General features: G+C 49.6%; 19 protein-coding genes. 6 read left to right on the top strand and 13 right to left on the bottom strand.

What is annotated here, in order from left to right; translation table 11 throughout:
* Positions 1-38: 38 nt before the first annotated feature.
* Complete coding sequence (locus GQ52_RS10430) at positions 39-1,019, bottom strand: sulfate ABC transporter substrate-binding protein (protein ID WP_019882665.1); 981 nt, start codon at positions 1,017-1,019, stop codon at positions 39-41.
* A gap of 411 nt (positions 1,020-1,430) precedes the next feature.
* On the opposite strand from GQ52_RS10430, the gene epsC reads away from it, so the two are divergent.
* The 4 genes from epsC (at position 1,431) to GQ52_RS10410 (ending at position 6,698) form a co-directional block, all read left to right on the top strand.
* A complete protein-coding gene (gene epsC / locus GQ52_RS10425; protein ID WP_047517485.1) occupies positions 1,431-2,333 on the top strand; it encodes a serine O-acetyltransferase EpsC in 903 nt (300 codons plus the stop codon).
* A 58-nt stretch (positions 2,334-2,391) separates the two neighbouring features.
* Positions 2,392-3,306: a family 2A encapsulin nanocompartment shell protein gene (locus GQ52_RS10420; protein ID WP_024931004.1), complete on the top strand. Its 915-nt coding sequence runs from the start codon at positions 2,392-2,394 to the stop codon at positions 3,304-3,306.
* On the top strand, positions 3,293-5,194 hold the full coding sequence (locus tag GQ52_RS10415; protein WP_047517482.1) for a family 2A encapsulin nanocompartment cargo protein cysteine desulfurase: 1,902 nt from the start codon (positions 3,293-3,295) through the stop codon (positions 5,192-5,194). The genes GQ52_RS10420 and GQ52_RS10415 overlap by 14 nt, the downstream gene beginning before the upstream one ends.
* Positions 5,195-5,363: 169 nt before the next feature.
* The gene (locus tag GQ52_RS10410) at positions 5,364-6,698 is read left to right on the top strand and encodes a TAXI family TRAP transporter solute-binding subunit (RefSeq protein ID WP_047517479.1); all 1,335 of its coding nucleotides are present in this window, start codon (positions 5,364-5,366) and stop codon (positions 6,696-6,698) included.
* Positions 6,699-6,714: 16 nt separating this feature from the next.
* On the opposite strand, the gene GQ52_RS10405 is transcribed toward GQ52_RS10410, so the two are convergent.
* The 12 genes from GQ52_RS10405 to GQ52_RS10350 all read right to left on the bottom strand — a co-directional run bounded on the left by GQ52_RS10405 (position 6,715) and on the right by GQ52_RS10350 (position 21,645).
* Positions 6,715-8,343, bottom strand: coding sequence for a bifunctional diguanylate cyclase/phosphodiesterase (locus GQ52_RS10405; RefSeq protein WP_235273173.1), 1,629 nt, complete (start codon positions 8,341-8,343; stop codon positions 6,715-6,717).
* 225 nt (positions 8,344-8,568) lie between these two features.
* On the bottom strand, positions 8,569-10,233 hold the full coding sequence (locus GQ52_RS10400) for an EAL domain-containing protein (RefSeq protein ID WP_047517476.1): 1,665 nt from the start codon (positions 10,231-10,233) through the stop codon (positions 8,569-8,571).
* A 176-nt stretch (positions 10,234-10,409) separates the two neighbouring features.
* Positions 10,410-10,688 carry a DUF2325 domain-containing protein gene (locus GQ52_RS10395; protein ID WP_019882674.1) on the bottom strand — a complete coding sequence of 93 codons (279 nt, stop codon included), beginning with the start codon at positions 10,686-10,688 and terminating at the stop codon, positions 10,410-10,412.
* 68 nt (positions 10,689-10,756) lie between these two features.
* Positions 10,757-11,764, bottom strand: coding sequence for a sulfate ABC transporter substrate-binding protein (locus tag GQ52_RS10390; protein ID WP_047517473.1), 1,008 nt, complete (start codon positions 11,762-11,764; stop codon positions 10,757-10,759).
* Positions 11,765-11,778: 14 nt separating this feature from the next.
* The gene (locus GQ52_RS10385) at positions 11,779-13,509 is read right to left on the bottom strand and encodes an alginate export family protein (protein ID WP_047517470.1); all 1,731 of its coding nucleotides are present in this window, start codon (positions 13,507-13,509) and stop codon (positions 11,779-11,781) included.
* Positions 13,510-13,572: 63 nt separating this feature from the next.
* A complete protein-coding gene (locus tag GQ52_RS10380) occupies positions 13,573-13,767 on the bottom strand; it encodes a YezD family protein (RefSeq protein WP_019882677.1) in 195 nt (64 codons plus the stop codon).
* Between the two features lie 158 nt (positions 13,768-13,925).
* The gene (locus tag GQ52_RS10375; protein WP_047517467.1) at positions 13,926-15,353 is read right to left on the bottom strand and encodes a porin; all 1,428 of its coding nucleotides are present in this window, start codon (positions 15,351-15,353) and stop codon (positions 13,926-13,928) included.
* 158 nt (positions 15,354-15,511) lie between these two features.
* A complete protein-coding gene (lysS, locus tag GQ52_RS10370) occupies positions 15,512-17,050 on the bottom strand; it encodes a lysine--tRNA ligase (protein WP_047517461.1) in 1,539 nt (512 codons plus the stop codon).
* 52 nt (positions 17,051-17,102) lie between these two features.
* Positions 17,103-18,032 (bottom strand): sensor histidine kinase KdpD, encoded by a 930-nt coding sequence (locus tag GQ52_RS10365; RefSeq protein ID WP_235273171.1) that lies wholly within the window; start codon positions 18,030-18,032, stop codon positions 17,103-17,105.
* A 253-nt stretch (positions 18,033-18,285) separates the two neighbouring features.
* On the bottom strand, positions 18,286-18,966 hold the full coding sequence (locus GQ52_RS10360) for a response regulator transcription factor (protein ID WP_019882683.1): 681 nt from the start codon (positions 18,964-18,966) through the stop codon (positions 18,286-18,288).
* Between the two features lie 177 nt (positions 18,967-19,143).
* Positions 19,144-19,716, bottom strand: a complete 573-nt coding sequence (locus GQ52_RS10355) for a hypothetical protein (protein WP_047517456.1) — start codon at positions 19,714-19,716, stop codon at positions 19,144-19,146.
* Positions 19,717-19,743: 27 nt separating this feature from the next.
* Positions 19,744-21,645 carry an ATP-binding cassette domain-containing protein gene (locus tag GQ52_RS10350; RefSeq protein ID WP_047518697.1) on the bottom strand — a complete coding sequence of 634 codons (1,902 nt, stop codon included), beginning with the start codon at positions 21,643-21,645 and terminating at the stop codon, positions 19,744-19,746.
* Positions 21,646-21,824: 179 nt separating this feature from the next.
* Here GQ52_RS10350 and GQ52_RS10345 point away from each other — a divergent pair, with 179 nt between their 5' ends.
* Entirely contained in the window at positions 21,825-25,667 is a 3,843-nt protein-coding gene (locus GQ52_RS10345; protein ID WP_047517453.1) for a YhdP family protein, read from the top strand.
* A 33-nt stretch (positions 25,668-25,700) separates the two neighbouring features.
* A complete protein-coding gene (locus tag GQ52_RS10340; RefSeq protein ID WP_019882687.1) occupies positions 25,701-26,555 on the top strand; it encodes a carbon-nitrogen hydrolase family protein in 855 nt (284 codons plus the stop codon).
* Positions 26,556-26,561 lie beyond the last annotated feature (6 nt).

Genomic DNA, 26,561 nt, shown 5'->3' with positions numbered 1-26,561 from the left:
CTTCCTGCGAGACTACTTTGTACTTCTGAAAAATCTGCTTACTTCTGGTAAATCTGGTCGAAAATACCGCCATCGCTAAAATGCGTATTTTCAGCCTCGTTCCAACTACCAAACACCTGCTTGACGGTGAACGTATGTAACTTCTTGAATGCCGGTTGCGCCACTTCGCTTACTTGCGGACGCAGATAATGCTTGGCGGCCAGCGCTTGCCCTTGCGGTGAGAAATGGAACTCGAGATAAGCCTGTGCTACCTTGCGTGTACCTTTTTTATCGACCACTTTATCCACCAATGACACCGGATTCTCGGCCAATACGGTCACAGACGGATACACCACTTCATATTTGTCCTCACCCAGTTCTTTTTGCAACAGGTAGACTTCATTTTCAAACGTCACCAGCACATCGCCGATTTCACGCTGGGCAAAAGTGGTGGTCGCACCACGGCCGCCGGTATCCAGTACGGGCACATGCTTGAACAACTCTGTCACAAACTGGCGCGCTTTCACTGCATCGCCGCCTTTTTGCGTGATATAGCCCCAGGCCGCCAGATAACTATATTTACCGTTACCGGACGTCTTAGGGTTAGGAATCACCGAAGTCACGCCTGGGCGCACCAGGTCATCCCAGTCTTTGACCTGTTTAGGATTGCCTTTACGCACCAGAAATACCGTTGGTGACGCACTAGGCACGCTGTTATTGGGTAAACGTGTTTGCCAGTTGGCCGGGATCAGTTTGCCTTTTTGTGCCAGGATATCAATGTCAGCACTGCGGTTCATGGTAATCACATCTGCCGGCAAGCCGTCGACCACGGAGCGCGCCTGTTTGGTTGAGCCGCCGTGTGACTGGTTGATGGTCACCGTTTCGCCAGTTTTCTCTTTCCAGTACTGCACAAACGCCGGATTGAAATCCTTATAAAACTCCCTGGTCACATCATAAGACGCATTCAACAACTCGGCGGCTTGCAGTGACACACTGCTAAACAACACGGCCAGTAAGGCACTGCGCAACACAAACGGCATACATAACTCCCTTATTATTTTGAAACTGGCCTGAACTATACCGACAATCTCATATTTTTAAAAAGAATAAAAAATAATATATTTATAATATAAAAATATATATAAAAAGGCAGATAAGTGGCCTCTACTGCATTGCAAATGCTGATGCAGTAGAGTAATTTTATAGGGGCAAAAGGGTTGCTTAAATCAATGTTGCAGCACCTTTTGCAAGCCCGCCCACTAAATAACCAAATGGAATAAGCAAATAATCAATAATTATTTGACTTCGACCCTGTTCAATTACAGCCATTTATTTTATAGTGGGCGAATATTAAAGCTGACTAGACCACTAGAAGCCAGTTTGCACTATTCGTGCAGCTGGCTTTTTGCGTTTTTAGCAGCTAAAACGGATACTGACAGGACAAATTGACGATGCAAGAAATCGCGATTGAGCACATCGTGCAAGAACTGGCCAACATACGAGAAAGCGCGTTACAACAACGCCAGCGCTTATCACAACCACCGAAACTCCCTTCTCGCAAGGCCTTGGGTCAATGCGTAGAATGGCTGGCAGCAGCCCTATTCCCCAATCGGCTGGGCGATCCTGACATTCAGGCCAATGCCATTAATTTCTACGTCGGGACAACGCTGGATAAAGCACTGCGAGAGTTACAGCATCAGATTCGCCTGGAACTGGCCTTCAAGTCGCCCAGTGAACCGATCAACCAGTTTCGCACGCAAGCACATAATTTCACCGCCCAGTTTTCAGAGCAATTACCTCATATCCGTTTGCAACTGGATACAGATCTGGAGGCCGCCTACCAGGGCGACCCGGCAGCAGACAGTGTGGATGAAATCCTGGTCAGCTACCCCGGCATCCTGGCCTTGATTCATTACCGCATTGCTCATGTACTGCATGGCCTGGGGCTGACCATTATTGCGCGTTTAATGACCGAAATTGCCCATTCACAGACGGGGATTGATATCCATCCTGGTGCGCAAATTGGCGATCACTTTTTTATCGACCATGGCACGGGCGTCGTGATTGGTGAAACCGCCATTATTGGTAGTCATGTCCGCCTGTATCAGGCCGTGACATTGGGTGCCAAAAACTTTCCCAAAGATGCCAATGGCCATCTGGTCAAAAAGTTTGAACGTCACCCGATTCTTGAGGACTACGTGGTGGTGTATGCCGGCGCCACGATTCTGGGCCGCATCACAATCGGCAAACATTCCATTATTGGCGGCAATGTCTGGGTCACCCGCAGCGTGCCCGCCAATAGTCATGTCACACAAGCACATTCGGATGCCAAACCGATTCCGGTGGCTGCTTGATTTTTAACCACTCAGTTTTTAGCCGCTAATTAATTAGTTTAATAAGGAGAATAATCGTATGTCTGAACAACCAACCCAAAGCGCCTTAGGCGATGTCGCCGCACGAACGCTTGCCAATGCCACCAAATCGGTGCCTATGCTCAGCACCATCAGCCCACGCTGGCTGGTGCATTTGCTCAATTGGGTACCGGTAGAAGCTGGTATTTACCGCGTCAACAAGGCCAAAGATCCTAACGCCATTACGGTCGATTGCTCTAACAAAGACGAAAAAGAATTGCCAGCGACTTTTGTCGACTACGAAGAATGGGGCCGTGAATATGTGTTGAATGCCGTCAACACCGTGGTAGACGTACATACCCGCGTGTCTGACCTTTACAGCAGCCCGCACAACCAGATCAAAGAGCAATTGCGCCTGACCATTGAAGTGGTGAAAGAGCGCCAGGAAAGCGAACTGATCAATAACAAGGAATACGGCCTGCTGAACAACGTGGCCAAGTCACAAACGGTGAAAACCCGTAATGGCTTCCCTACCCCGGACGATCTGGACGAATTGTTGACCAAAGTCTGGAAAGAGCCTGCCTTCTTCCTGGCGCACCCGAAAGCGATTGCTGCCTTTGGCCGTGAGTGCACCCGTCGCGGCGTGCCACCACCAACCGTGTCCCTGTTTGGCTCACAATTCCTGACCTGGCGCGGTGTACCGCTGATTCCTAGCGACAAACTGCCTATCGCCAATGGCAAATCCAAAATCCTGTTGCTGCGCGTAGGCGAAAGCAAACAAGGCGTGATTGGTTTGTATCAACCGAACCTGCCAGGTCAACAAACCATGGGGTTGTCTGTGCGCTTCATGGGTATCAACCATAAAGCGATTGCGTCCTACCTGGTCTCCCTGTATTGCTCACTGGCAGTGCTGACCGAAGATGCGATTGCCGTACTGGAAGATGTCGGAGTTGACCATTACTATGACTACAAGTAATTCTATCGATTTAGCGAGCTTTGAGCCGGAGGCGATATTAGCCTCACTGCCGGGTGAGCATCCGAAGATGACGGCTGCGCTGGGCGTGGGTCGCGAACTGGAAAACACGGGGGTGCTGGATACCGCCACCCTGACGCAACTGGTGAATGATCTTTACGCCGAGGGTTTTCCGGCCACGGCCCCGTTTGCTGCAGCAGACTTTGCGCAATCCTTGGCCGCTGGACATACACCACAACCGTCTGTGCCAGCCACCGACTCATTGACCACGAAACTGGGCAATGCAGGGGGCAGCTCTTTGGGCGTATCGTCACCTAGCTACGTCCAGTCGCAAGTGCAGCCTGTTACGCTGGAAACACAGGCGCAGCAACTCACTTACGCGCCTGGCGTGGAAACATTGGCCAGTGATCCGCTGCATAACCATCCGGCACACCTGAATGTGTTGCAGCCTGAGGCCGCTTACCTGGCACCGGCCGCATTTGCCGGGCTGGGCATTGAGATTCCCTATCAGCAGGAGCTTGATCGCTGGTTGGGCACAGGTGCGGGCCAGTCTCCGTCATCAGCAGCATCCACGCAACCGGCCAACAAACCATCTGCGGGCAGCGCGCAATCATTCTATTTTTTGCAAGCTGAGCCAGCCGTCATCGGTAGCCTGCCCGCCTCTGCGCATCCAGCCTTTGATGTGCATGCCGTGCGCCGCGATTTCCCGATTCTGAACGAGCGCGTCAACGGCCGTCAGTTAGTCTGGTTTGATAACGCCGCAACCACGCACAAACCACAGGTAGTCATAGACCGCATCAGCTATTTCTATCAGCACGAAAACTCCAATATTCACCGCGCTGCGCATGAACTGGCGGCACGTGCGACGGATGCTTATGAAGATGCTCGTGAAACCGTGCGCCGCTTTATCAATGCACCGTCGGTGAATAACGTAATTTTTGTGCGTGGCACCACCGAAGCGATTAACCTGGTGGCCAAAACCTGGGGCAAGAAGCACCTGGGCGCTGGTGACGAGATTGTGGTCTCCAACCTTGAGCATCACGCCAATATCGTGCCTTGGCAGCAGTTATGCCAGGAAACAGGCGCGGTGATCAAGGTGATTCCGGTCGATGATAGTGGTCAGATATTGCTGGAGGAATACCAGAAATTGCTGACGGCAAAAACCAAACTGGTGTCGTTCACGCAAGTGTCGAATGCCCTAGGTACCGTGACGCCGGCGCAGGAAATGATTGCCATGGCACACCGGGTTGGCGCCAAGGTATTACTGGACGGCGCACAATCCGTCTCGCACCTGCGTACGGATGTACAAACGCTGGATGCTGACTTTTTTGTGTTCTCCGGACACAAGATTTTCGGGCCGACCGGTATTGGTGCGCTGTATGGTAAAGCAGACGTGTTGCAAGACATGCCGGCCTGGCAAGGTGGCGGTAATATGATTCAGGATGTCACCTTTGAAAAAACGGTGTATCACCCGGCGCCAGCCAAGTTTGAAGCAGGCACCGGCAACATCGCGGATGCCGTGGGTTTAGGTGCTGCACTGAAATATGTGGAACGCCTGGGCATTGAGAACATCGCTGCCTACGAGCATGCTTTGCTTGAATACGCGACCGCAGCCATGAGCCAGATCCCCAACCTGCGTTTGATTGGTACCGCCAAACACAAAGCCAGCGTGCTGTCATTTGCACTCAAAGGCTACCAGAGTGAAGAAGTCGGTGCAGCGCTGAATGAAGAAGGCATTGCGGTGCGTTCTGGTCATCATTGCGCACAACCTATCTTGCGCCGCTTTGGTGTCGAAACCACGGTGCGTCCTTCATTGGCGTTTTATAACACCTATGAAGAAGTTGACCGCATGATTGCGGTGTTGCAGCGTTTGGCGTCTTATCACGCTTAAGCGCACGTAATCTCGGCCGCAACGGGCGTACAGTGGCACATCACTGTACGCCCTTTTTGTTTGCTCCAGCACTTCTGTTGTGACATTCTGTGCAAGCCTCTGTAAAATCACTCACACCAGCCCACAGGGTTGAGGCTCCCTACAATCAGGTATCAATAAAAGCTGACCGATGAAATTTGATCCGCGCAATAACAAATTCACTTCAATTTTTACCAGAGAAATGCTGGAGGCCACACTGCCTTCAGTTCTGCTGATCTGCCTGGCCCTGTTTTTTGCCTACAAATTCATAGACCCGGCGCCACCACGCAAGATTGTGATCGCTACTGGTGAGGCCGATTTAAACTACAACGCCTATGCCGCTATCTACGGCGTCTACTTGCAAAAGGAAGGCATCACGCTGGAGTTGCGCAAAACGTCAGGCGACACGGAAAACCTGCGTTTGCTCAAAGATCCGGAGTCCGACGTCGATATTGCCTTTATCCAGGATGGCATGGCCCATAGCGAAGGTGCGGGCTCATTGCTATCCCTCGGCAGCTTGTATTATCAGCCGGTATGGATTTTTTGCCGCTGCAAAGCCACTACCTCGCATTTATCAGCGCTCAAAGGCAAACGTATTGCTATCGGCTATGCTGGTAATGGCACCCATACCCTAGTCAGTACACTACTCACAGAAAGTGGCATTAACAATAGCAATACCAAGCTCGTATCCATTGGCGGCGAAGAAGCCGCGACTGCGCTAAGACAGGGCAAACTGGATGCCGCACTGTTTGTGGATGTCGCCAATTCTGGCATGATTCACGAAATGGTGACTGACAAACGCCTGCGCTTGCTGAGCATGGATACTGCAGAAGCCTTCTCGCGGAAATTCGCCTTTATGCACCATCTGGTGCTGCCTGAAGGCGCCATGGACCTGGCGCGCAACATTCCGGGGCATGATGTGCACTTAGTAGCGCCTACGGCCACGTTAGTAGTGAAAGAAAGCATGCACCCTGCCCTGGCTTACCTGATGATGAAAGTGATTGCCGAGGTACATGGCGGCCCTAGCCTGTTTAATACCAAAGGCGAGTTTCCTTCAGCCAAAGATACCGACTTCCCGCTGAGTACGCAGGCGCTTAACTTTTACAAATCCGGCTTACCGATTATTGATAAATACCTGCCGTTCTGGGCAGCGACATTTGTGAACCGCACCTTGATCGTGATCTTGCCATTGCTGGCCTTGCTGATCCCGCTGACCAAGATTATCCCGATGGTGTATGTGTGGCTTGTTAAACGCAAACTATTCCGTTATTACGGCGAGTTGCGCTTTCTTGATACCCAATTACAAGAGATCAAGAGTGCTGCAGATGTAGAGGAATGCCTGGAAAAACTCAATGAAATTGAAGCGAAAGTGGTCAATGTGAAATTACCAGTGCCATTCTCACAATATGCTTATGAGTTACGTGCGCATATTGAGCTGGTGAGGTCAAAGCTCAATCATCACAAGTTTCAACCAGCATCCGTTTAAATGCCAGGCGACACACTTATGTGCGCCTGGCGCTGACCCACTGTTGCAATGCCTGCGCTTCCATCGGCTTGGCGTATAAATACCCTTGTACCAGATCACAGCCCAAGCTTTTCAGGTATTCAGCTTGCGCCTCGGTCTCTACGCCTTCTGCCACAATCTGGTAATGCAAGTTTTTGCCGAGCACGACAATCGCACTGGTGACGGCTTCTGAACGCTCTTTGCCTGGCACGTCATTGACAAAAGAACGATCCACTTTTAAATAATCGCCGGGGATATCACGCAAGTAAGCCAGGCATGAATAGCCAGTGCCAAAATCATCAATCGCCAGTTTGACCCCAAGCTGTTTTAGCGCCTGCAAACTATCGGTGCCCTTGCAATCAGAATGAATCAGCGCACTCTCGGTCAGCTCAATCACCAGGCGTTCTGCGGACAGGCCGGTTTCGCGCAGGACTTGCAACACATAATCGGTAAATCCCGGCGAGCGCAGTTGCATGGGAGAAACATTGACTGACACTTTGACCTTGCTCAACGCCCCCTCTTGCCAGGCAGCCACCTGCTGGCAGGCCGCTTTCAGCACCCAGGCACCCATAGGCACAATCAGGCCGGTCAGCTCTGCTACACCAATAAATTTGGCAGGCGGCACCACGCCTTGTTGCGGATGTTGCCAGCGAATCAAAGCTTCTACGCCTACCAGTTCGCCGGTCATAAAATTCAGCTGCGGCTGGTAAACCAGGTAAAACTCCTGATGTGCAATCGCAGCTTCCAGTTCACTGGCAAATGCCAGGTCTTCAGGTGGCAAGACTTGCTCATGCATCACGCCTTTGCGGTAATAAGTGAAGGTCATGATACACACGACGGAAATCAATGCCAGCGTGATGATCAAAGGTGTCAAACGGTAATCATGCTTAAAATAAACACCAACACCGCCGAGGACGATCGCGCATAAAAACAGCAAACTGACGATCCAGCGCAGATGCTTGCCGGTATCGTCCATCAATAACAGATAGCTCATTGAGGTTTGCGACACCTGCTTGGCAAGCAAGGCAGAGGCACAAAGCAAGCCGCCCAAACAAGACAGCAGAGACAGCTGGCCATAAGCATCCGGGATACCATATGCTCGCGCCAGTAAACCAGTCACCGGCATCAGCAACGCGACACTGAGTACCGCCTGGCTTGCGCGGTTACATTGAAAGTGGCATAACAAAAAGCCTGCGATCACCAGCAACGACATGCCGAAATCGGTCGCAATCTGGCCATGGCTGACCACTTGTGAAAAACTGTTGATGGAAGCAATATGACTAAAAGAGGCGTGGCTGTTTAATAGCCAATAAGTTTGCAGCATATAGCCGAGTAACACGCTGCCAATCAGCCAGCCGATCAGAGGATGCTCACGCCTGGTGTCGTAAATGACGCGCAAACTCACCGCGACAAAAATGAGGTAGCTCACACTCTGCAACACACTTAATTCAAAGGTGTGGTGCAACTCACTCAATGGGAATCCTAGCAGCACGCTCACAATGCTGGCAAGTGCCAGCCAAGGAGAGTACTTCTGTACTGTTCTAAGAAATCGATGCCGCATGTACTGGCGTTGCGTTGTACATTCCTGAACAGTTACTGTCGGCCAGTCAATGCTGGATACTGACATGTTGCCCCCTGTCGCTATCTATTATTATCGCCCGCGCTGGCAGGCAGTTTTGTTTTACTATAGGCGCAAGTACATTGAAATCAACATAAAATAAAACAGGGTTTTATCATCCTTTAAATCAAATTAAATTGATACTCATGGATGATTCGCTATGGAACAGCGTGTTTTTATAAACAAGCTCTCAGTGCAGGCTATCTCGACAACAGGCATGGCCATCGCCACTGATTAAGCGCTTGCTGATGCGGTCTCTACGGGCAGATTGTTCGCCACCCATTGTTGTAAAGCCTGGGCTTCCAGCGGCCGGGCAAACAGAAAACCTTGTGCGATATCGCAGCCTATACCTTTGAGAAAACCGGCCTGGGCTTCAGTTTCGATGCCTTCGGCAATAATACGGTAATCCAGGCTCTTGCCTAAGCTGACGATGGTCTGAATCACGGCCTCGGCCTTGTTATGGCCAGGCAATTCCATCACAAATGAACGGTCCACTTTTAAATAGTCGCCGGGAATATCGCGCAGGTAAGACAAGCACGAATATCCGGTGCCAAAATCGTCAATCGCCAGCTTGATGCCCGCCTGTTTCAGGCGATGCATGATGCGGGCATTTTCACCATCATCCTGCACGAAAGAGCTTTCGGTGAGTTCCACCACCAGCCGCTGTGGTGGGAAGCCAGTTTCAGCCAGGATTTGTAAAATATCCTCCACCAGCGTGCCTGATTTCAGCTGCAGGGCGGAGACATTCACCGCCACTTCGATTTTGCCTAACACAGGGTCATGGCTCCATTGCGCAGCCTGTGTGCAAGCCGTGCGCATGACCCATTTGCCTAAAGGCACAATCAGACCGGTCAATTCGGCCACCCTGATAAACTTTTCTGGAGAAATAATGCCTTTTTCCGGATGTCGCCAGCGTACCAGGGCCTCGACGCCTTTTAATTTGCCGGTATTGAAATCGACTTGTGGTTGATACACCATAAAGAACTGGTGACTATCCAACGCAGCTTCCAGTTGGCTGGCAAAGTCCATATCGGTCGCTGGCAACACTTGTTCATTGCTTTGCCCTTTGCGGTAATAGGTGACAGTCATCGTATAGACAATCGCTAAAATCGCTACTACAACCAAAGCAGGCAATGCGCGCATATTGTCTTCAAACTCAACACCGGCTCTGGCCAGCATAATGGCGAAAAAGCTTAAGAAAACGATACTGAAGCGTATCTGCTTGCCATTATCGTCCATCAGCAACAAGTAACTCATGGGCGGATGCGACGCGTGCCTGGCTAATAAACCAAAGGCACACAACAAACCACTTAAGGTTGCCAGCGGTGGCATCAGACCATAAGGGCGTGCAATGCCACACAGGAAACCCAACAGCGGAATCAATGGAATCATGACTGCGACGCACAAAATAGCCTGGCTGGTGGCTAGCCAGCCAGAACGCTGGAAGAGATAGGAAATGGCAATCAGACACGCCAGTAAAGCGCCTGAGGCATATTCCACCAGCCTTGAGTCTTGTTGCACTTGTATATCATTCGCAATGCGCAGCAACTGCGCAGTATCGTTAAAGTCGGCGGCGTAAGGAGAAAGTTGCACCATGAACAAACTGATGGTGACCAGTGACATGGTGAGCATGGCCAGATTGGTGCGACCATTTTCCAGCAGCAAATTGTAGCTGACCAGAATAAAGGTGAGATAAGTCAGTAATTGTGCCAGCCAGACATTGTTATCAACGTCTAACAGGTAATGCGGAAAACCCAGCAAGCCACAGACCATGCTGGCCATGGCCAAAAAATGGGTATTGTCCTGTACTTTACGCACAAGACGATGACGCATAAACTGCCGCTGCGTTATATTTTCGTTGAGTGGCGCTGCCAGTTCGCCAATCCCGGTTTGACTCATTATTTACCCTTTAACCGCTTATCACTACATCATTCTCTGCCACAAGCAAAAAAGATTCTTGAGTCAGGTCATTAAACCTTAAATCTCAATAGTGTTATCGGTTAAACAAACGGATAAATTTAGACCTAATTTAAAAAAAATTAATAATTAGGGCCAAGTCACGGTAAAGCGCATGATCAGGCCGCCTCGAGCACGCGCTGCATGCCATCCGCGCTATTGCGTGTATATACGACCTTGAGGCCACGCTTGTGTGCCACATGCTTGATGCGGTACATCATGGAATGATTGAGCCAGCCGGTGACCAACACAATCACATTGACGTTTGCCGGTAGCTCGCGTTTCACATCGCCAGGCTTCCTGCCGGTCCAGTGATCAATTTTATCGATCCCTTGTGCCTGCAATACCTGTTTGATGCCTTCTATACGGTCACCACCAATCACTAATGCTTTTGACATGAAACACTCTCCTTGTTGTAGAGAAAGAAAAAGGCATTGGGTAAATGCCTTTTTCTGTTGATCAAATCTTATTTCTGGTAAATCTCGTCAAACACGCCACCATCAGCAAAATGTGTTTTCTGAGCCTTTTGCCAGCCGCCAAACACATCGTCAATCTTGATCAAATTGACCTTTGGAAACTGTTTTTCATATTTCTTGGCGACCGACTCCAGGGTTGGGCGGTAGTAGTTCTTCGCCGCAATTTCCTGGCCTTCTTCACTATACAAATATTCCAGGTAAGCTTTTGCAACCGCTTCGGTGCCATGTCGCTTGGCATTTTTGTCAACCACCGTCACAGGCGGTTCAGCCAAAATCGACAAGGAAGGCACCACGATATCGAACTTGTCCGGACCCAGTTCTTTCAACGCCAGGAAAGCTTCGTTTTCCCAAGCCAGCAACACATCACCAATACCACGTTCTACAAAAGTGGTGGTTGAGCCACGCGCACCGCTATCCAGCACCGGCACGTTTTTAAACAGCTTTTTCAGGAAGTCCTTGGCCTTGGCATCGTCGTTATTGTTCTGCTTGAGCGCATAAGCATAAGCAGCCAGGTAGTTCCAGCGTGCACCGCCCGAGGTTTTCGGGTTAGGTGTAATCACCGAAGTCCCTGGTTTCACCAGATCATTCCAGTCCTTGATGTTTTTCGGGTTGCCTTTACGCACCAGAAACACAATGGTGGAGGTATAAGGTGAACTGTTATGCGGCAGACGTTTTTGCCAGTCTGGCCCGAACAAACGGCCTTTGCTGCCCACTTCGTCAATGTCGTAAGACAAAGCCAGTGTCACCACATCAGCCTGCAAGCCATCGATCACTGAACGCGCCTGCTTGCCTGAGCCACCGTGTGATTGCTTGATAATCACATTGTCGCCCGTTTTAGCTTTCCAGTACTTGGCAAATGCATCGTTGTAGTCTTGGTACAACTCACGGGTCGGGTCGTATGACACATTGAGCAGGTTGACATCGGCAGCCCAACTCACTAGCGGCGCAAGCAGTGTTGCCACCAATAACGCCTGTTTAATTTTATGATTTAATTTCATATCTATCCCTTTGACTAGAAGCCGTACAGTGTTAATTCTGTGTAGAAAAAGTCAGAATCCAGTGAACGGGTTGGATCATTGTTGTTTGAGGCAATCTTGATTGCATTTTTCACAAAATCCCCTGCCCAGAAGTGTGCATAACCCACATTCAACGCAGCATACTGATTCAGTGGGAAGCGAACTCTAAAATCAAACTCCTTACCCAAATCGGCACCAGATTTACCTGTAATATCAACCAAGTTATTACCTGCCCCCCAACGATCCGTTGAACTGTCGAGTCGATACCAGCTAAACCCTGTATCTACTTTCACGTTATCCAAGAATGGAACTTTAGGATCGAACTCTGCACGCACTTTGGCAGCACGAATGTTGTTCATTTGGATGTAGTCATTGTTAGACCATGGTCGAGCAAAACCGAATAAACGATCGAAGCCCTGGCTGTCGGATCTGTCGGTAGCAGTATTGCCACTGGAAACGGTGTCACCACTGGCTACACCGTAAGAACTGCTAAAACGTGGTTTCCATGCGTGCTTATTAAATGTATAGCCCACTTCGGCGTTATAGGAGTAAGCATCATGATCCACAGTGATATAACGACCATTCGCTAAAGTAAGTGTTCCGCCATTATTCACAAAGCGTTGTACATTACCCCACTGCTTGTTATAACTAACATCATAGTCCCATTGTGTACCAGGCAAGATACCAAACACACGAATACCAGCAGTATTAATCTCGCGATCAATTTGTGCTTGAGCCTGTCGCACCGCGCTATATACGCTACGATCTGTATAAGCTGTACCATTCCCGTCATATTGCACCTTGCTGCCATCCTGCTTCAGATAGAAGTAGTACGGCTGTATGGTCACGTACTCTGACCAACCACGCCAATCACCTACAAGTCCATAAAACTGTTGGGCATGATCAACCTGATCAAGCTGATTTGCAAAACGCTGCACAGGTTGTACTGCAAAGGCCTCTAACTGCCAGTCATTTTTCTTTTCACCAATATTGGCACGAATACCTTGGAAAGAGTTAGTTGTGTTACGCCATTCGTTACGGGCGATCAAACGACGATCCAGATCTTCCCAAGCCAGGCGGCCACCACGTACCCAGAATGGGCGGTTATTACCTAAATCATCCTTACCAAAAATGCTTTCTTTGAAATACAACTCCAGATAAGCCTGAATGAAGTCAGCATGATCAATATCTTTTGGGTCATTAGATAAACGACGATCAGTACTGTCATTGTAATCACTATGGTTACGGCGGGAGTCTTGCACTTCAACCGCGAAACGGAATGGATCCAAAATATTCTTCAAACCGACATAAGCACGTGTACGCAGCAAGATTGGTTCATCAATATTCTCTTGTGCGCGGCGGAAGTCATTTTGACGGCTTTCAGCACGTATGCGATGTTCAAAACCAAGGTCAAGCCAGTCAACATCAGCAAATGCATCAAAATCTTTCAGCCAGGTTTTGTTAGCCTGTTTTACATACTTTGGTGGCTCGGTTTCTTTTTGTGTGCCATAACTACGGCGCTCAACATAATAGCCACTGGCTGCCTTGGCAGCCGCTTTTTCTTCAGCCTTGATTTCTTCCAGGCGTGCTTTTACTTTCTTTTGTTGCTCAGCATCCTCTACTTGTGTCTCTGCCAGCTGTACCTCTTCTGCCGCCGAGGCCACGCCATTACCCAGCCACCACACACCTGCGGTTGCCAGTGCAAGACTTAATTTCTTTAACTGCATGTATATCTCCCGTTAATTAATGACTTCCAGCAGCCTGGTCAGTGCTCAGTAAAATCTTATCAACTACTTCTTGGGTTTTATCTGGTGATCAAAGCGCACTTTCTCACGCCGTTCAATTTGCGTCACCCGCCCATCATGTACTGTAATTTCAATAGAACCATAACCGGTATCCTTCTGCACAGCCGCAATGGCCGCCGCAACAATCGCCAACAAGGCTTCGTCAGCTTGTGTTTCCGGTTTGTTTAATACTGTAGACATGATGCCCCTCACTGCATTGAATGAAGGGCATTATTTCAGACTATTCATATTTTAAAAAATAATTATTCGTTATTTTTATATTACTTTTAACTATATGTGAAATAAAAAAAATCCCGCAAGGCTGCGGGATTTCAATTTAAGTTTTGATACGTCTGTTATTAGAAGTTGTACTGTACTTGTACGCGCAATGCATCTGCGGTAAAGCTTTGATAATCCAGCGTACCAGCACGGTTACCAGTCACCAGGTTATTACGCTTCATATGATGGTATTCAGCCATAATTTCGACCTCTGGTGCAAGTTGCCATTCAACACCTAACTCCCAATCGTTAACGTGGTTCTCAGGCGCATTGGTTTCTGCTTTGTTATAACCATCAAAGTATTGCCATTTGATAAATGGAATCAACGTACCATTCGTCTCCAGGAATTGGAAGTTATCAATCTTGTACATCGCTTGTACATAACCACCTTGCAGGCTTTTCTCTGCAATTTTATTTTGAGCAGCATCCATACCTGGTGTGGTACCCCAGTTCCATTCAGCTTGTAAACCAAATGGTTGCGGATACATCACAAAACTCACACCAACACGTTGATCTTTAAATCCTTTGGCATCTGCAGTTGCAATGGTAGGCGTACGTGTTGCACCAGTATTCGCAGATGAACTCACGTTAGCATTACCGTTGAAGTTATAACGACCTGTTGTCGGCGCATACTCACCATGATAACCCTGAATACTGGCCTCATAAATCTGGCCGGATTGCGTCTTCCAAGGGTAAGTAGCACGCGCTACCACATGGTAATTGTCGTTTACGTCACTGCGGTTTGCGCCTTGTCCGTTATACAAACCTGCACCCAACATACCGTAGTTGCCAGAATGCTTCAGGCCTTTATCGTTGATTTCTTTAAATAATGCTTGAACGTTTTCTGGTGTGTAGTAGTAAAACGCACCCGTGTCACGCTCATCACGCACCGCACTGTTCATTGCGTCTACACGATCCATCGCCAAACGGTTAGAAGACGATTGCAAGTTTTCGAAACCATAAGGGACTTTAGATTGGCCCACACGCACGCGGTGTACTTTCGCCTTATCAATATTGATATCACCATAAGCATCACGAAGCTGTGCAATGTTGTTAGTGCCACTAGCGGACGATGCAAAGTCCGGCTGAATGTAGTAGCTTAAGTGGTCACCAAAATCACCAAAAATAATGATGCGCGCACGACGAATCAAAAAGTTTTTATCCGGGTTGATTGAGTCATCGGTACCTACTGAGCGATCAGACCACAAGTCGACAGGATGGGCAGGATTATCACCATCATTACCAATCATTGCCGTGACGCGGTTCTGCACATAACCACGGATATTCACACGGCTAGTCCAGTTCTTACTTTCCTTCTTTTTCTGCACTTCAACTTCATTAGTACGGCCCTTCATCAACAAAGCGCCCTCTTCTTCAGTCAAAACGCCTTTGCTAATCAATGCCTGAACCAGGTCAGTCGTTGAATCAGCATGCGAGACAGACGTCAAACCTGTTAACAGACCACCAGCCAAGGTTGCCATCAACAAACGACGAAACTTCAAATTCATTTTTATCCCCTGTTATAAGATTACATGTGTGTATCCGGGACGTATTTTGAATTTTCAATATGACAGTTTGATGACAAACCTTACACATTTCTTACAAACAGACTACTAGTAATAAAAAAGCCACCCTTACTGGGTGGCTCTGTGTTACTTTGGTGAGTTTAGCTCTCTGCACGCATGTGTGGGAACAGAATCACATCACGTATGCTCGGGCTATCGGTAATCAGCATCACCAGGCGGTCAATGCCAATGCCGCAACCACCGGTCGGCGGCATGCCATATTCCAAAGCACGGATAAAATCCGCATCGTAGTACATGGCTTCCTGGTCACCCGCCTCTTTGGCTTTCATTTGCGCATGGAAGCGCGCTGCCTGGTCTTCAGCATCGTTCAACTCGCTAAAGCCATTGGCCATTTCGCGGCCAGTGATAAACAGCTCAAACCGTTCGGTGATTTCAGGCTGCTTATCTGAAGCGCGTGCCAAAGGTGAAACTTCCACCGGGTAATCGATAATATAAGTAGGCTGCCAAAGTTGGCTTTCCGCGGTTTCTTCAAACAGGGATAACTGCAATGAGCCCAGGCCTGCGTGAGCAAATGGTTTCACGCCAAACTTCAATAACTCTTGACGGATAAAGTCAGCGTCATTGAGTTGCGCCAGCGTATATTGCGGCGCATATTTCTGGATCGCGCCCACAATGGTCAAACGCTCAAACGGCTTGCTTAGATCCACTTCTTTGCCAGCGTAGCTCAACACCGCAGTGCCGTTCGCGGCAATCGCTGCGGCACGGATACATTGCTCGGTAAAGTCCATCAGCCATTGATAGTCTGTGTAAGCCGCGTAGAACTCCATCATGGTGAACTCAGGATTATGGCGGACGCTGAGCCCTTCATTACGGAAGTTACGGTTGATTTCAAATACGCGCTCAAAGCCGCCGACAATCAGGCGCTTTAAATAAAGCTCTGGCGCAATGCGCATAAACATCTGCATATCTAATGCATTGTGATGCGTAACAAATGGTTTGGCTGACGCACCACCAGGAATCGGGTGCAACATAGGAGTTTCTACTTCGAGAAATTCGTTGTCATTCATAAACTGACGAATCGCCGCCACCACTTTTGAGCGTGCCTTAAACGTGGCGCGTGTTTCTTCAGACGTGATCAAATCGACATAACGCTGACGATATTTGATTTCCTGATCTTGCAAACCATGGAATTTTTCCGGCAATGGGCGCAGTGACTTGGTGAGTAAACGCAACTCGGTGACATGCACAGAAAGCTCGCCAGTGCGGGTTTTAAACAAACGTCCGCGCGCACCCAGAATATCGCCCATGTCCCAGTGCTTAAAGCTCTCGTAGAGCGCTTCACCGATTTCATCACGTGCGACATACAATTGAATACGTGCGGTGCTGTCCTGAATCGTTGCAAAACTGGCTTTGCCCATCACACGTTTCAGCATCATGCGGCCAGCAACCACCACAACGATCTCTTGCGGATCCAGCGTTTCTTTCTCGCTGGCTGCATACGTTTCTTGTAAAACAGCCGCTTTATGCTCAGGCTTAAAGTCGTTAGGAAAAGTAGCCACTTGTGCTGATTGCGCTTGTTCGCGCAGCAAGCGCAACTTTTCGCGACGCTCTGCAATCACGTGGTTCTCATCAACGACTGACTCTGTCGCGTTGTCTGGGTTGGAGTGTTGTGCTGTCATAAAGTATCCGGCAATTGTCTGCGTTATTCGTAAACCCGCTATTTTAGCATTGTTACATCCAATTTTTGGACTCTTGATCGCTAGGTGCCTCATGCTTTTCAGGCAAATGGATACGTATCATAAAACCATGTGGATTAAGATTGGTTGCGTTGACAAAACCACCATGCGCCTCAACGATATGCTTGGTCATCGCCAGGCCAATGCCATGCCCATCCACTTGTGATGCGCGACGACCGCGTACAAATGGCCTGAAAATCTGCTCCAGCTCCTGCGGTTCCACGCCCTGGCCTTGATCCTGCACTTCCAGAATCACCTCCCCCGTGCGTGCGCTGTGTTGCAATTCAATCGCCACCACGCCATTCTCCGGACCATATTTCACGGCATTGCGGATCACATTATCGATCGCCCGCTGCAGCAACTCTAGCTGGCCATCTACCACTACAGCATCTTCTGGCATCTCGAGATGCAGCTTGGCTTCATGCTTCTCAAAGAGCACATCGCCCACAATACCGGTCAATAGCCCTTTTAAATCCACCTCAGTTTTTTGCAGCTTTTGCATGCCTGATTCAAAACGAAAGATTTCCAGCAACTCAGAAATCATGCGCTCCATGCGCACAGCTTCCAGCTCCACACGCTGTAAAGAGCTTTGCATTTTTTTTGGATTTTGCATCACCAGGCCTACCGACATCTGTATCCTGGCCAGTGGCGAGCGTAGCTCATGGGAAACATGGTGCAGCATTTTGGACTGGCTTTTGATCATGTTATTGAGGCGTAATGCCATCAAATCAAACGCTTCACCAAGCTCAGCAAACTCATCATGGCTGGCCTTGATTTTAGGGCTGACCCTGACTAGAAGATCGCCTTCTGCGGCACTCTTTAAATGCTCAAGCAACAACTTGATGGGATGCGAAATAGACCAGGCCAGGACGCCGGCAAAAATCGTGCTGGAGATGAGGCTGTATATCAAAACAGAGAAAGGCAAACTAAAGAGTTGCCTCTCAGTCCAGCGCTGGTCGGTCTTGGCGGAGAGTGGTTCAGCCTTTAACGCGTTTGGCGTTGTCTCACAGCTGCTTCCAGACGAACAAATCTGCGAGACTTCATGATGCTCAGGTGTTTGTTGATGGGCCTGCCACTCGATAATATTACCAACGATAAGATCGGTGGAGACGAGCGCCAGAAAAAATGCTAAAAATAACTTCCAGAACAGGCGCCCCATAACCCTCGCATTAAATCACTTACTCTCTAACAAGTTGATATCCGACGCGGTAAATGGTTTGTATCACATTCACACCGCCAGATACTTCTGATATTTTTTGACGGATACTGCTCAAATGCACGTCAATACTACGGTCATACTTCACTAGCGGACGGCCCAGTGCCTTAATGGACAAATCTTCTTTGCTGACGATAGTACCTGCATGTTTAGCCAGAATTTCAATCAGGCTAAATTCGGTGCTGGTAAACACAATCGGCTTATCCACCCAAAACACTTTTCTACGTTCACTGGAAACCACCAGTTGGCCAACCACGATATCGTTGCCTTTTGGCGTGTCACTGGTGTGACGACGCAAAATCGCACGAATTCTGGCAACCAACTCTCTTGGCAGACAAGGTTTCTGCACGTAGTCATCCGCGCCGCCTTCCAAACCTTCAATGCGGCCCTCATTGTCGTCCTTAGCCGTGAGCATCAGCACAGGAATATCAGAATGTTGTCTGACATTCCGTAACGTCTGCAATCCGTCCTGACCTGGCATCATTACATCAAGAATCACCAAGTCGAATTTACCGGCAAGCACGTATTGCTCACCTGTCAATCCGTCATGCGCAGTCGTCACCGCAAAGCCCTCTTGCGTCAGAAACTCCTTCAGCATATTGGCTAATTCAACATCATCGTCAATCAACAGCAGCTTGCTCATTTATGTCCTTTTTTAAAAGATAACACAAGGCTTATCCTAATATTTAGCCTTGGAATATTATGAACAATTAAATTGATTAACAAGCGTAAATGGCCTAACTTTACCCAAGTTTTCAAACTGTATCAAAAATGTTAAACAATTTTAAATTATACATTAAAGTTTTATGATGCTAAACGGCTAATCAGCCGTAAATGCCTCACACAACTGACTCAGCAATTGCCCAAACAGTGGCAATACATCTTCCGCGCTATGCGGGCTGTCATCATCGGTGGTCGCAATCATATAACTAATGGTCACTTTATCCAGATTTTCACGGTATTCCTGCCAATGCTCAGACTCTGCTTCGGCAATCAGTTTAAATTTATGAAAACCGGATTCGATAATCTCGGCCAGCATTTCTGGCGCAAGCCCATCAAACAAGGTTTTACCGATTGTAATTTGTGCCCTATCGTAGTCGGGCTGCAGCCCTTCCTGCGTCAGCGGCATAAACAAGAAGGCGTAGACCATCAAGCCAAAGCATTGATACACGCCTAGCATGTCAAAATCATTTTGCAATTCTTCTGCCGGGTGACGATCCGCAGACTGAATCGCTTTAAAGGTTAAAAAACTCGCCAGATAATGCACCGAGTCTTCGACATCCCCATTGGCAAAAGCGGCCACGGCTTGCGCCTCTGACTGGCCCCCAGAATGCGTCTGCGCCTGACACAGCTGATGCATGAATCTCAAACGCTCTTCATAAGTCATTTCCATGATGATCCCTTTATTAATATCGTCGTGTTACTCAATCTCAGGCAGCGCTTCCAGTTTTTCCAGCACATCCAGCCACTGCTCCTCGATCGAATCGAGTTTTTTTTGATGCTCACCTTGCGCAATCAATAAGGCCTGCAATGTTTCGCGTTGCTCGACATCGTAAATCGCGCTATCAGCCAGGCGGTGTTCAACGTCCTGCTTTTCTTGCGTGAGCTTGGTCAATTGGGTTTCCAGTGCAGCCAGCGTTTTGAGCAAAGGCCTGCGCTCTACCAGGCGTGCCTGCCTGTCAGCTTTCTGCTGATGATAGCTATTTTGCTTGACTGCCGCAGGTCGGCTCGCGGCGACTTCTGCTTGCGCTGTCTTCAGCAAAGACACTTTGTAATCTTCCAGGTCGCCATCAAACACACTGGCCTGGCCATCAGCCACTAACACAAATTTTTCGCAACAAGTGGCAAGCAGCGTGCGATCGTGCGACACCATCACCATGCCGCCCTCATACGCCTGCAAAGCCATGGACAAAGCGTGCCGCATTTCAATATCCAGATGGTTGGTCGGCTCATCCAGCAAAATCAGGTTAGGCCGCTGCCAGATCAGCATGGCCAATGCCAGGCGTGATTTTTCGCCACCAGAAAATGGCCCGCAAGGCGCTTTGGCCATTTCACCCCTGAAATCAAAACCGCCTAAAAAATCTAATAATTCCTGCTCTCTCGCAGTGGCATCCAGCCGTTGCAAATGTTGCAACGGTGAGTCGCTGGCAACCAGTTGTTCAAGCTGGTGCTGGGCAAAATAGCCTATACGTAAATCCTTGCCCTCCACGCGTTCGCCCGACAACAGGGTTGCTGACTGTGCCAGCGCTTTAATCAAGGTAGATTTACCAGCACCATTTTTACCCAGCAAGCCAATACGTTCGCCAGGACGAATTGCCAGATGCTCAAGTTTCACCAGGGTTTGTCCCGCATAACCCAGTGCGACCCGATTCATCACCAATAAGGGATCCGGCGCTGAACCCAGGTCACGAAAACTGAAGCTGAAGGGAGAGTCTACGTGCGCGGCACTGATGCGCTCCATGCGCTCAAGCGCCTTGATACGGCTTTGCGCCTGGCGTGCCTTGGTCGCCTGTGCGCGAAAACGATCAATGTATTTCTGCAAATGTGCCATTTGCTGCTGTTGCTTTTGGTAACTGGCTTGCTGCAATGTCAGCTTTTCAGCCCGCTGGCGCTCAAAATCGCTATAGCCGCCACGATACAAGGTGAGCTGCTGTTGTTCGATATGCAGGATATGATTGACGGTATTATCGAGGAATTCCCTATCATGCGAAATGAGCAGCAAGGTACCACGATAAGCGCTCAGCCAGCCTTCCAGCCAGATCACAGCTTCAATATCCAGGTGATTGGTCGGCTCATCCAGCAATAACAAATCCGAACGACACATCAACGCGCGCGCCAGGTTGAGGCGCATGCGCCAGCCACCTGAAAAATCGCTGACTGGGCGGCTCAACTGTGATTGAGAAAACCCCAGACCGGCCAATAAGGCACTGGCCCTGGCTTCTGCGCTATAGCCATCAATATCCGCCAGCCGCTGGTGCCACTCGGCGACATGTAACGGGTCATGGCTTTCACCTGCGTCGGCTTGCGCAAGCTGTGCTTGCAAGGTGCGCAACTCCTCATCGCCATCCAGGGTATATTCGAGTGCAGATTGTGCCAATGCAGGCGTTTCCTGTGCCACATGCGCAATCACCCATTGCGGCGGCATCAGCAACTCACCTACATCTGCCGTGAGCTCACCACGCAGCAAAGCAAACAAGGTCGACTTACCCGCACCATTGGCGCCGGTAAGGCCGACGCGATGCCCCGGATGCAACTGAAAACTGGCCGCTTCGACCAGCGTTTTACCTGCCCTGGAAAAAGTCAGTTGTTTAAACTGAATCACTGACAATCACTTTCATTTAAAAACTGAAGTTGCAAAAGAGTGGCATTTTAAACGAATCATTCATGCTCATGCTGAATAATTCCGCAGTCAACAGGCAGTTCTGCTGCGGCTGCGCAACTGTTTTCGAGTAAAATGGTCAGTTATCACTAAAACTTCCTCAACCCTTGTTCAACGCCCTTATGCCTCTGCAAAAAATCAAACGCTGGCTGGTTTCACTCATGATTGTTATTTTTGTCATGCTGGCAGGCATTATTGGCGTCATTCAGTTCTATGTGTTTCCACATATTGATGACTACAGAGGCCGCATTGAACAAGCGCTAAGCCAATCGCTCAAACAGCAAGTCACTATCGCCCACATTGGCATTCGCTGGCGCGGCCTGGCACCACAAGTGACACTGGGCAAAGTCACTGTATTTGATACCGAGCACCGCCCTGCGCTTGAGTTATCGCAGGTGACTACCCGCTTGTCGTGGAGCAGCCTGGTTCTGCTTTCGCCTTCATTGGTCAGCCTCAGCATAGATGCTCCCAATTTGGTGATCAGGCGTACAGCCAATGGTGAGCTGTTTCTCGCAGGCATCTCCATGTCTGGGCAAGGCAACCCGGCTTTTGCCAATTGGCTACTGGCGCAACGGCGCATCAAAATCTCTCATGCCACCATCACCTGGCTAGACGAGCAACGCCAGGCACCGCCGCTGTTGCTTGAAGATTTGAATATTGAAATATTAACGCCCGTCTGGCAGCGCCTGCTGCACCGTCATAGCATCCATATCGACAGCCTGGTCTCAACCGGGACAAAGCAGCGCATCACCCTGGAATCAGTCGTGGTCGGTCATGATGTGGCTAAACCTGAAGCATGGCATGGCGAAATTTCACTACGTTTGCCAGAAACCGATTTAGCCGCCTGGAACCCCTGGTTAGACCTGCCGCTCAAGGTGAATGCGGGCAAAGGCAACCTGACCACCACGCTGGCATTCGACGCGCTGCAATTGCAACGCCTGGCTGCGCAAGTGCAACTGAGCGATGTAGCAGTCAAACCCGCCAATGAGCCACAAACCTTTGTCGCCAAAACCGTGGCCGGCGAGTTGCGCTGGCAACGTGTTGAGCAACGCTTTATGGTCACGCTCAAGCACTTTTCTGCCAACGTCCAGCCTGGTTTGGTTCTAGAGGATACCAATGGTGAGCTGCAATGGGATGACAAAGGCCATGAAGGCACAATCACGGTTAAAAAATTCAGCCTGACCCAAGGCAATTTATTTGCGCAATGGTTACCGCCTGACTCAAAAATAGCAACATACCTGGAAAATATGGCACCCGCGGGCAATGCCTCTCAAATCAAAGCGCGCTGGCTATATCAACAAGATCAGTGGCGTGATTATGCCGTCGAGGCCAACTTCAATGCGCTGCACACGCAAGCTTATGGCAGCATTCCTGGTCTGGATAACTGGTCTGGGCAATTATCACTACACCCCAATGCAGGCAGCGTGGAACTGGATACCAGCAAGGCGACTATTGAGCTGGCTGGCCTGCTACGCTGGCCATTACCCATAGACCGTTTGCAGGGTGAAGTGGAGTGGAGTCATAACGGCCAGAAAACCTTGATCAGCACCCGCAACCTGCAGTTTAGCAATCCTCACCTGGCCTTGCGCACCAATATGGAATACCAGTTAGGCGCAGCAGGCGGCGACACCATACAGCTACAAAGCCAAATCGAGCGTGGCGATGCAAAATTTGCGCCGTTTTACTACCCCTTGATTCTGGGTGAAACGACCTTGCACTGGCTAGATAGCTCAATTCTCGGTGGCCAAATCCGGCGTGGTGAAGTAATCGTCAAAGGCCGGGTCAATGATTTTCCTTACGTCAACCAAGCGCAGCAATCTGATCCGTCCCTGGGCCTGTTCCGTGTGACGGCTCAAGTAGACCGTGCCAGTCTGGAATATGGCACTGACTGGCCAGTCATCCAAAATATCGACGCCTTTCTCAAGTTTGAGGGCAAGCGCATGGATATCGCCGTTAAAAACGGCAGTACGGTCGGCCAGCACATTACGCAAGCACAGGTCGAAATTCCGCTACTGGATGCCGACTGGCCGATGCTCAACGTCAAAGCGGCAGCCACCGGCACCGTCGAGCAAGGCGTGAAGTTCGTCAACACCAGTCCGGTAAGACAAGTCACCATGGGCTTTACCGACTTTTTGAAAACCACAGGCAATGCAGAACTTAAACTGGCATTGCAAGTGCCCCTCAACGATGTCGATGCCAGCCAGTTTCAAGGTGATTACAACATAAAAAATGGGCATATTGCCGCCAACCCGCAAATTGCCATGCCGGAAATGAGCAATATCAATGGCCATTTAAAATTCAACGAAAAAGGCCTGCAAGCGCAAGGCATACAGTTATCGATGTTTGATAATCCTGCCAGCGTCAGCCTGAGTACCCGATCTGACAAGTCCGTCATTATTCAGGGCAGTGGCCGCATCACCGATGCCGCGCTCAAAAAACTGGATAACAACCCGATTACCCGCGCTTTGCACGGTACGACGGACTGGAAAAGCAATCTGTTGATCCAGGCGCCGAATATCCGGCTGGATATCCGCTCACAGTTGATCGGCATGGCGATTGACCTGCCAGAACCCACAAAGAAAAGCGTAGAAACACCCGCCAGCCTGACGATACGTTTCCGTCAGGAAACCAACCAGCCAGACAAAATCGCTATTCATTACAACGACTGGATTCATGCCAACTTTTTGCGTAATGCGAATAACCCAGCCGCCGTCAGTGCAGGCGAAATTGCGATCAATACGCCGCCTCGTTTACCCACGGCGGATGGTATTAATTTGCGCGCAGACTTTCAAAAACTGAACGTGGATGAGTGGTTAGCCTACCTCAACCAGGGTAGTGGCAACCAGGCTGCGGAATCCTCCTCACTGGCATTGAATCAAATAGAACTGACTGCGGGCACCCTGCATGTATTCGACCGCAACTTGCATCAAATCAAGCTGAATATTGCGCCAGACAATGATCGGCTCAAGCTGGCGATACAAAGCCAGGAACTGGCAGGCGATGCAGACTGGATTTCAGGTAAACCCAGCAAACTGGTGGCCAAACTAAACTACTTGCGTATTCCGCGCAGCATGGACACCGATAACAACACCAATCCGGCAGAAGTGCGTCGCCTGGACATGACTTACCCTGAACTGGACATCACCGCGCAAGATTTTCAGTTTGGCGACAAACAATTGGGAAGCCTGGATTTAAAAGCCTACAACAGCGGTGAAAGCTGGGTCATACAGCGCATGAACATCAGCAACAGCGATAGCCAGCTCTCAGCCGACGGCACCTGGCGTAACTCGGTGCGCAGCCCGCAAACCATGCTCAAATTCAACCTGACTTCAAGCAATCTGGGGAAAACCTTGCAACGTTTTCAACCAGGTGGCGAAATGGTTAAAGGCGGCACCGGTAATATGAATGGTCAGTTGGGCTGGCCAGGCAGTCCGCATGAGTTCGCGGTGGAAAGACTGGATGGTAACTTCACCATGCAACTGGAAAAAGGCCAGATTTTGAAAGTGCAGCCAGGCGTTGGACGCTTGCTGGGCTTATTGAGCTTGCAAAGCCTGCCACGTCGTTTAACACTAGACTTCCGCGACCTCTTTAGTGAAGGCTTTGCGTTTGACAAGATCAACTCTACCGCCAATATCAAGGACGGCATTTTGCGTAGTGATGACTTGTTTATGACCGGCCCGGCCGCCGAAGCCAGAATCAAGGGTGAGACCAATTTAAAAACAGAAACGCAACGCCTGCGGGTGAGAGTCGTGCCACATATTAGCGATTCGGTTTCCCTGGCGGCGCTGGCGGGTGGGCCGATTGTCGGCGTAGCTGCGTTTGTCGCGCAAAAATTACTCAAGGACCCGCTTAACAAAATCAGTGCCAGTGAGTATATGATTACAGGCACCTGGGATAATCCGCAAGAGGCAGAGGTTGATAAAAAGGCCCCTGCACCTGCTCAACCCTTGAAAACGCTGCACTAATGACCACATTATTATTTCAACGGAAAACTTGCCATGGCAGAGAAGAAAACTAAAAAACTGAAATCAGCCGCCAATGATGACATTGTCAAAGTGGCCGCGGTTCAAATGGCGTCCAGCCCTAATGTGGCTGCCAATTTGGTAGAAGCCAAACGCCTGATTGAAATGGCCGCCAAAGCCGGTGCCAAGCTGGTCGTGCTGCCAGAGTATTTTTGCATCATGGGCCTCAAAGATTTTGACAAAGTCACTATCCGCGAAAAGCCGGATGATGGCCCGATTCAGCAGTTTTTGAGCAAAACAGCCAAGGCCTTTAAACTCTGGATTGTTGCAGGCAGTGTGCCACTCGAAAGCAACTATGCCAACAAGGTACGCAACAGTTGCCTGGTCTACAACGACAAAGGCGAGCAAGTCGCGCGCTATGACAAAATCCACTTGTTCGGTTTGGATATGGGCACCGAACATTACCATGAAGAAAACACCATAGAGCCAGGCGATACCGTAGTAACGGTGGACACGCCGTTTGGCCGCATTGGCCTCTCTATTTGCTACGATTTGCGCTTCCCGGAGCTGTTCCGTGCCATGGGCGACGTTGACATGATCGTGGTGCCATCTGCCTTTACCGAAACCACAGGCAAAGCGCACTGGGAAACACTGGTGCGTGCACGTGCGGTAGAAAACCTCAGTTATGTGATTGCCTCAGCCCAGGGCGGCTACCATTTGTCTGGCCGCGAAACGCACGGCAACAGTATGATTGTGGACCCGTGGGGCGTAGTGCTGGACCGCCTGCCACGTGGCTCTGGCATTGTGGTGGCCAACGTCAACCGCAACTATATTAAAAACCTGCGCCAGAGCTTGCCTGCGCTCAAACACAAAACCATTAAGGCGATTTAATGAAAA

The organism is Methylophilus sp. Q8 (genome assembly GCF_000800115.1).
GTDB lineage: Bacteria > Pseudomonadota > Gammaproteobacteria > Burkholderiales > Methylophilaceae > Methylophilus.
The sequence above is the reverse complement of the archived record's forward strand: the minus strand, read 5'-3'. Positions and strand labels throughout refer to the sequence as shown.